The organism is Ureibacillus endophyticus, assembly GCF_003628435.1.
In the GTDB taxonomy this organism is placed as follows: Bacteria; Bacillota; Bacilli; order Bacillales_A; family Planococcaceae; genus Ureibacillus; species Ureibacillus endophyticus.
The window spans coordinates 42,315-48,314 of the sequence record NZ_RBZN01000026.1; the positions used below are offsets into that span (position 1 = coordinate 42,315).

6 protein-coding genes are annotated in these 6,000 nt (G+C 34.9%); all 6 read right to left on the bottom strand.

From position 1 onward, the window contains the following. Window positions 1-167 precede the first annotated feature (167 nt). The 6 genes from D8M03_RS11095 to glpK all read right to left on the bottom strand — a co-directional run bounded on the left by D8M03_RS11095 (window position 168) and on the right by glpK (window position 5,740). A complete protein-coding gene (locus D8M03_RS11095) occupies window positions 168-1,046 on the bottom strand; it encodes a polyprenyl synthetase family protein (RefSeq protein ID WP_121214847.1) in 879 nt (292 codons plus the stop codon). Next, window positions 1,046-1,285: an exodeoxyribonuclease VII small subunit gene (locus D8M03_RS11100; protein WP_121214848.1), complete on the bottom strand. Its 240-nt coding sequence runs from the start codon at window positions 1,283-1,285 to the stop codon at window positions 1,046-1,048. The genes D8M03_RS11095 and D8M03_RS11100 overlap by 1 nt, the downstream gene beginning before the upstream one ends. A 3-nt stretch (window positions 1,286-1,288) precedes the next feature. Beyond that, the gene (gene xseA, locus D8M03_RS11105) at window positions 1,289-2,635 is read right to left on the bottom strand and encodes an exodeoxyribonuclease VII large subunit (RefSeq protein ID WP_121214849.1); all 1,347 of its coding nucleotides are present in this window, start codon (window positions 2,633-2,635) and stop codon (window positions 1,289-1,291) included. Window positions 2,636-2,756: 121 nt separating this feature from the next. Continuing rightward, window positions 2,757-3,614, bottom strand: a complete 858-nt coding sequence (gene folD, locus D8M03_RS11110) for a bifunctional methylenetetrahydrofolate dehydrogenase/methenyltetrahydrofolate cyclohydrolase FolD (protein WP_121214850.1) — start codon at window positions 3,612-3,614, stop codon at window positions 2,757-2,759. A gap of 23 nt (window positions 3,615-3,637) precedes the next feature. Continuing rightward, on the bottom strand, window positions 3,638-4,021 hold the full coding sequence (gene nusB, locus D8M03_RS11115; RefSeq protein WP_121214851.1) for a transcription antitermination factor NusB: 384 nt from the start codon (window positions 4,019-4,021) through the stop codon (window positions 3,638-3,640). A gap of 228 nt (window positions 4,022-4,249) precedes the next feature. Continuing rightward, window positions 4,250-5,740 (bottom strand): glycerol kinase GlpK, encoded by a 1,491-nt coding sequence (gene glpK, locus D8M03_RS11120; RefSeq protein WP_121214852.1) that lies wholly within the window; start codon window positions 5,738-5,740, stop codon window positions 4,250-4,252. Window positions 5,741-6,000: the final 260 nt, after the last annotated feature.

Genomic DNA, 6,000 nt, shown 5'->3' on the forward strand with positions numbered 1-6,000 from the left:
TCTAAGTATTAAATAAAGTGAACCATAATTAATTAGTTTTCGAAGTGCAATGAAATGCAATATTAAAATATACATGTTTAACTTATTGCTTTTAATAAAAGTCCATTTATAAAATGATTTTACTATTATAACAGTGCAAACTATAATTCAAAAGTTTTTGAACCGATTTAGTTATGTCTTTTTACGATATATTGTGCAAATTCTTCTAAGATTGCTGTATTTTTATCAATTTTTCTAAGAGCTGTAATTGCGTAATCATAGTGTTCTTCTAATTTTTGTTTAGCACCTTCTAAAGTCAGTAGAGCTGGATAAGTACTCTTATGACTTTCAACGTCTTTTCCTGCTGTTTTACCTAACTCTTCAGTTGTACCAACGATATCTAATATATCATCTTGGATTTGGAATGCTAAACCAATATGATGTGCATATTCAACTAGTGCCGATCTTTCTTCTGTCGTTGCATCAGATAGGATTGCTCCGGACTCTATACTAAAACGTAATAGAGCACCTGTTTTATTGATATGAACATTTTCTAGTTCAGGTAGGCTTAAACTTCGGTTTTCACCATCGATATCTAGTACTTGTCCACCTACCATCCCTTCTGCACCAGCAGCAACACTTAATAAATTGATTAGTTCGATCTTCTTCTCAGAAGAGACATTTTCCATCCTAGCTAAAACACCAAAACTTAATGTATTTAACGCATCTCCAGCAAGGGTTGCGAGTGCATCTCCAAATATTACATGGTTTGTTGGTTTGCCACGACGCATGTCATCATTATCCATGCTAGGAAGATCATCGTGAATAAGTGAATATGTATGAATCATTTCCACTGCCGCACCAACTACATATGCTTCATTTTTTTTATTATGAAACAAATCACAAACAGCTAATACAAAAAGTGGACGAATTCTTTTTCCACCAGCTTCTAAAGAATATAACATTGATTCTTTCAGTTGAGCTGGAGCTTTAATTGTTCTAACTAATTCATAAAGCACTTCATCTAGCTTCGGTAAATTCTCATCAATAAATTGTTTTAAATTCATTAGTTGTTGTCCACTCCATTATTTATTGGTTCAAAGTTTTGCTTTTCACCATTTTCATTCACTATAGATATTAACTGTTTTTCAGCATTTTGCAATTTGTCATGGCAAAAATGAGATAATTCCATTCCTTTTTTATATAAATCAATTGCTTCCTCTAATTGCACATCACCTTGTTCAAGTTTACGGACAATTTCCTCAAGTTCTTGCATAGCATCAGCAAATTTTTGTTCATTTCCCATGGATTACTCTCCCTTATCCATTATTTTTGTAATGGTAGCTTGCGCTTCACCATCATGATAGTGTATTGAGATTTCTTCACCTTTTTCAATTTGTGATATAGATTTAATCACTTTATTATTCTTGTAAGAAACACTATATCCTCTAGACATAATTGCCAAAGGATTTAATGCTTCTAAAGTGCGAATAGCAGAGAGGTAGGAATCTTTTTTCTTATTTAGAACTGTCATTATCGATCTTGTTAAACTATTTGTCGTTTGTTCTAATTGTTTACTGTAAAATTGTATATCATTTTTAGGTGAATGTAATTTAATTGCTGTATCTAATTTTTGTAATTCAGCTGATTTCTTCATTAAAAATAGTTGTGACGCTCTCCCAAGTTGGATGTCCATTTGGATTAGTCTTTCAGTAAAAGGACGATATAGTCGCTCTGGTGTTGCTAATGGGTATGCTTTTTGAAGCTTTGTTAACCGACTACGTTCGTAGGCTAATTTTGAACTAACCATTTGGTGTAATTGCGACCGATTTTGTAAAATTCGCTGAACTAATTCATGTTGGTTTGGTACAGCTAATTCTGCTGCTGCAGTCGGTGTTGGAGCACGTAAATCTGCAACAAAATCTGCAATTGTTGTATCTGTTTCATGTCCTACCGCGCTAATTATCGGTATTCTACTCTCGAATATAGCTCTTGCAACAATTTCTTCATTAAATGCCCATAAATCTTCAATGGACCCACCACCACGACCTACTATTAAGACGTCACAGAGCTTTTGTTTGTTCGCTAACTGTATATTTTGCACAATATTTGGTGCAGCGTTTTCCCCTTGAACAATTGTAGGATATATAACGATTTCTGCTAAGGGATAGCGACGTGTAATGGTTGTGCAAATATCACGAATGGCTGCTCCTGTAGTAGCTGTTAACACACCCACCGTTTTAGGAAATTTAGGTATTGGCTGTTTGAAATTCGGATTAAATAAACCTTCCTTGTTTAATCGTTCTTTTAGTTGATTAAAAGCTACGAATAGTCCACCTACTCCATCAGGTTCCATAGAATGTGCATAAAGTTGATAAACACCAGAAGCTTCATAGACACTCACTTCGCCACGAATAAATACTTGCATACCTTCTTCAGGTCTAAATTTTAACTTACTTGCATTCATACGGAACATCGCAGCTGTGATTCGGGCAGTATCATCTTTTAGTGTGAAATAAATGTGGCCTGAAGTATGGATTTTAACATTACTCAGTTCACCTTTAACATAAACTTCTCTTAGATGAGGATCTGCGTCAAATTTTCTTTTTATATATTTAGTTAGTGCTTTTACAGTTAAATATGAAGATGATGTCATAGGAACGACTCCTTCATCTTGAATTGCCGTGTTATAGAACACATTAAAAAATTTTATCCAATATAAAAGCTGTTTCTCTATAGAAAAACAGCTCTATCTTTATATATTACATGTTTTCTTGTTATTTGTCCTGTGACAATTGCTTTTCCGCTGATTGTACTGTGTTATAAAGTAACATCGTAATAGTCATTGGACCTACTCCACCTGGAACCGGAGTAATGTGTGAAGCAATTTGCTCAATCTCAGCAAAGTTAACATCACCAGTTAACTTGTTGTTCTCATCACGATTGATTCCTACATCGATAACTACGGCACCTGGTTTAACATGTTCTTTTGTGATAAAGTTTGGTCGACCAACTGCAGCTATTAAAATATCAGCTTGTTTCGTAATGGATGGTAAATCTGGTGTTTTTGAATGAGTATATGTAACAGTCGCATCTTTTTGAAGCAATAGTTGTCCCATTGGTTTACCTACAATATGGCTTCTTCCAACTACAACTGCATGTTTGCCTGCAATTTCAATTCCAGAGTACTCTAGTAATTTAATAACACCAAATGGAGTACATGGTAAGAATGTTTCTTGACCTAACATCATTTTTCCAACGCTTACAGGTGAGAATCCATCCACATCTTTTTCTGGAGAAATTGTTGCAATTACATTATCTTCGTTAATATGTTTTGGTAAAGGTAATTGAACTAAAATACCGTGAATGTCATCACGATTGTTTAAGATGTTAATTTGTTCTAGTAGTTCCTCTTCAGTCACTTCAGCAGGTAATTTAATTAATTCAGAAAAAATTCCGATTGCTTCACATGATTTTTGTTTGTTACGTACATAAGTTTGAGAAGCAGGGTTATCACCAACTAATATAACCGCTAGACCAGGAGTTAAGCCTTGTTCTTTTAATTCCTTAACTCGATTTTCTACAGATTTTCTAATTTCCTGCCCAATTTCTTTCCCATTAATAATACTAGTCATTTTTGCTACGTCCTTTCATTCAACTATTGTTGTGTAAATTTAGATAGAACCCCGTTTACAAACTTGCTAGATTTTTCATCACCAAACGTTTTGCAAAGCTCAATTGCTTCATTTAATACAACGCGACTTGGTGCATCTTCCATATATAGTAATTCAAAGACCGCTAAACGCAGTACTGTTCTCTCAATTTTAGGTAGACGGTTTAAAGACCAATTCTCTAAGTTCTTTTCAAGTGCTTCGTCAATCTCTTGTAGATGTTCTGTCACACCGTGAACTAATTGTTCAAAGAATGTATCAGATTCTTCTTCATTTAAAATGTGTCCAATTGCTTCTTGTAAAGTAAGATCTGTGTTATCTAACTGAAACAAAACTTGCACCGCTTTTTCTCGCGCGTCATGTCGCTTCATTGTGTAAAACTCCTTCATTTTTAACATTAAGTTCTATTATACCTATTGTTAGCAAAAATTACATTAATAAATCAATTATTCCCTATTCTCGTTACGAAAACGATTATTACTCGATAAATTTGAGAAGTACTTGTGGTTTATGTAGTACGATAAGTCATTATATCTTCATCATACAATTGGTCCTCAAAATTAAGAAGGCTTCCCCACTTCCTGGTAGAAGCCATCTTGTTACTTAAAGACTTGAGCAGCACTCACTGCCTTTTTCCAACCTTCATATAATTTTTCTCGTTTTTGTTGTTCCATACTAGGTTCAAATTTTTGTTCAAGGTTCCACTGTTTAGAGATGGTTTCTTTATCTTTCCAAAATCCAACCGCTAACCCTGCTAAGTATGCGGCACCTAGAGCAGTTGTTTCATTGATGGCCGGACGCTCTACAGGAACATCTAAGAGATCTGCTTGAAATTGCATTAATAAATTATTTTTAACAACTCCCCCGTCCACTCGTAAACCTTTAAGGGTGATGTTTGAATCTGCTTCCATTGCACTAAGAACATCTTTTGTTTGATAAGCTAAAGATTCTAATGTAGCTCGAATAAAATGTTCTTTAGTTGTACCTCGCGTTAATCCAAAGACAGCACCACGCACGTCACTATCCCAATATGGCGTCCCTAGTCCTACAAAGGCAGGAACCACATAGACACCTTCAGAACTAGTTACTTTTGCTGCATAACGTTCACTTTCGGAAGAATTTCTAAACATTCGAAGTCCATCACGTAACCATTGAATGGCTGAACCTGCTACGAAAATACTTCCTTCCAAAGCATATTCAACTTTTCCATCAATCCCCCATGCAATCGTTGTTAAAAGACCTTGATTGGAATGAATTGCTTTCTCTCCTGTATTCATTAACATAAAGCAACCAGTGCCGTATGTATTTTTCACCATTCCTTCTTCAAAACATGCTTGGCCAAATAGTGCAGCTTGTTGGTCTCCAGCTATTCCCGAAATCGGCACTTCTACTCCAAAGAAATGTTTCTTTGATACATTTCCATAAACTTCTGATGAGGGTCGAACTTCTGGAAGCATTGATTTTGGGATATTTAAAATATTCAATAGTTCTTCATCCCATTTTAATTCGAAAATATTGTACATTAAAGTTCTCGACGCGTTTGAATAATCGGTTACATGCACCTTACCCTCCGTTAGCTTCCAAATAATCCATGTATCGATCGTACCGAATAACAACTCGCCTCGCTCAGCTTTTTCTCTTGCACCTTCAACATTATCAAGAATCCATTTTACTTTCGTTCCGGAAAAATATGCATCAATAATTAATCCCGTTTTTTCTTTAAATAAATCACTATGTCCTTCATCTATAAGTTGATTACAAATATCCGCAGTTTGTCTAGATTGCCATACGATGGCATTATATATTGGTTCACCTGTTGTTTTATCCCATACAACTGTTGTTTCCCGTTGATTTGTAATACCGATTCCTGCAATCTGTTCAGGATGGATATTTTTTTCCGTCAGCACAGTCGCAATCACTGATAAAATTGAACTCCAAATTTCATTGGCATTATGTTCAACCCAACCAGACCGAGGAAAATATTGTTTAAATTCTCTTTGCGATACATGTTCAATCGTTCCTTCTTTATTGAATAAAATCGCCCGTGAACTTGTCGTACCTTGATCTAAAGACAAAATATATTTTTCCATACCCTAACCCCCTCCTTCAAATCCGTATTGTCAAAACTTATATATATAAATCGCTAATAATCGTTGGTTTTATAGTCTTTTACGCAAAAAAACTTGCCACCCCCTGGATTTTGGTGTTAGTTGAGGTTACCACACACAAAACTACCCAAAAAGGAAGTGACAAGTTTGTACCCTCAATTATTAGCGTATTTAATCGAATTTATCAAGTACCAAGAACAAATAATTAAAATATTAATGGTGATAATATTTGGTAAGGCTGT